This is a genomic window from Streptomyces sp. NPDC004561 (assembly GCF_053602155.1).
In genome coordinates this window covers 1-2,076 of record NZ_JBSGDB010000827.1, presented here as the reverse complement: position 1 = coordinate 2,076, position 2,076 = coordinate 1, and the positions used below count along the sequence as shown (strand labels likewise).

General features: G+C 74.2%; 3 pseudogenes. 1 reads left to right on the top strand and 2 read right to left on the bottom strand.

The features are described 5' to 3' along the window. A pseudogene (locus tag ACWEN3_RS45795) lies at positions 1 to 180 on the top strand (carbamoyl phosphate synthase small subunit); the annotation flags it as partial. Here ACWEN3_RS45795 and ACWEN3_RS45790 read toward each other — a convergent pair. Continuing rightward, positions 166 to 1,818: pseudogene (locus ACWEN3_RS45790) on the bottom strand (GTPase); the annotation flags it as partial. The pseudogenes ACWEN3_RS45795 and ACWEN3_RS45790 sit on opposite strands and share 15 nt — an antisense overlap. A 3-nt stretch (positions 1,819 to 1,821) precedes the next feature. Beyond that, positions 1,822 to 2,076, bottom strand: a pseudogene (locus tag ACWEN3_RS45785) (hypothetical protein); the annotation flags it as partial.

Here is a 2,076-nt window from a genome sequence, read left to right as displayed (position 1 = left end):
GTCGCCACCAAGGAGACCTACGTCGTCCCGGCGATCGGCACCAAGCGGTTCACCGTCGCGGCCGTCGACCTCGGCATCAAGGGCATGACCCCGCACCGGATGGCCGAGCGCGGCATCGAGGTCCACGTCCTGCCCGCCACGGCCACCGCGGAGGACGTCTACGCCGTCCAGGTCGGCGGACACCCGGCGGGCCGCCGCGCCGCGTTCCGCCACGAACTGGTCGAGCGCCTCGCGCAGGTCGCCGACGCCCTCGCCGGTGAGCGCGGACAGCGCGAGCACGGTCGCGCCCGGTTCGTCGTACTCGCCGAGCGCGACGCCGTCCTCGTCCAGCAGCCGCCGCAGGTCGTCCAGGACCTGGTCGGCGGCGTCGCCCGGCAGCCGGTCGATCTGGTTGAGGACGACGAACATGACCTCGGCGTGCCCGGACAGGGGCCGCAGATAGCGCTCGTGCAGGACCGCGTCGGCGTACTTCTCGGGGTCGACCACCCAGATCACCGCGTCGACCAGCTTCAGGATCCGGTCGACCTGTTCGCGGTGCTGCACGGCGGCGGAGTCGTGGTCGGGCAGGTCGATCAGGACCAGCCCGCGCAGGTGCGAGTCGCCCTCCGAGGTGTGCAGCGGACGGCGGCGCAGCCGGCCCGGGATGCCGAGCCGGTCGATGAGGCCGGCCGCGCCGTCGCTCCAGCTGCACGCGATGGGCGAGGCGGTGGTCGGACGCCGTACGCCGGTCTCCGAAATGGCCACTCCGGCGAGCGCGTTGAAGAGCTGCGACTTGCCGCTGCCGGTCGCGCCCGCGATGGCGACGACCGTGTGCCGGCCGGAGAGCCTGCGGCGGGCGGCCGCCTCGTCCAGGACGCGGCCCGCCTCGGCGAGGGTCTGGCTGTCCAGGCGGGTGCGGGAGAGGCCGACGAGTTCGCGCAGGGCCTCCAGACGGGAGCGTAGCGGGCCGTCGTAGGCCAGCGGGGCGGGGAGGTGGCCGCTCGGGCCACGGCTGGTGGTCTCCAGGGCGGAGGCGCGTTCGGCGGCGAGCGCGGCGGCGTTGGCCTCCGTGATCCGCCGGGCGATCAGCCCGTCGTCCCAGGCTTCGGAGGAGTCGGCCTCGGGGTCGTCCGTCGCATCCGGGGCGGGGCGGGGGTCCGCCGGCTCCGGTGCGGGGCGGGGGTTCGGCGACTTGGGCCGCGAGGGTCTGCCGGCGTCGGCGCTCGCCTCGGGAGCCTCGGACGTCGCGGCCGCCGTGGCCCTCGCGGGCCGATCCGGCGCCGCGTCCTGGCCCCTGCGTCCGTCCGAACCGCCGTCCCTGTCCTCATCCCCGTCCCGACCCCGGTCCATCCTCCCGTCCCTGTTCACGTTCTCGGCGCCGGTGTCCTCGCCACCCGCGTCATGGGCGTTTTCGTCGCCCACGCGCGCGTGCCGCTCGTCGACCGCCCTCTCCTCCGCGCCACCGCGGTGCGGCACGCCGGCCGTGCCTACGTGGCCGTCGTAGCCCCCGTCGCCCGTGTCGTCCTCTTCGTCCACGCGCGCGTGTCCGGTCCGGTCCTCGGCGCCGGAGTCCGTGGTGAAGCCGGCGGCCGTGGCGTCCGCCACGAGGCTCGGCTCCCGGCCGCCGGGAACGTCGTCACGCTTGCCGAGGTCGACGGCGTCCGTACCCGGGAAGGCACTGTCGTCCAGCGGACCGGTGCTGTTGCCGTCGTGCGGCATGTGACCGAGGTATTCGTTCCTGCCCTGCTGCATGTGAACGGTGTAGTCGTTTCTGCCGTGCTCCATACGCCCCATGTGGTCGGTGCGATCCGTGTGGTCCTGGTCAGTGACGGCGGTCATCGGTCACCTCTCCTTCTGCAGTACCGACAGCGCGGCGATGAGTTCGGCCTGAGGTTCGGGATGGACGTCGAGGGCGTCGAGCGGGGCGAGGCGCCGCTCGCGTTCGCGGAGCATGACGCGGTCCACGCGTTCGTTGAGCAGCCGCCCGGCCCGGTCGCGCAGGCGCAGCGCGCCATGGGCGCCGGCCCGTTCGGCGAGGCCCTCGCCCGCGTTGCTGCCCTCCAAGGGGTGCATGACCGTCACCAGCAGGGTGCGGCC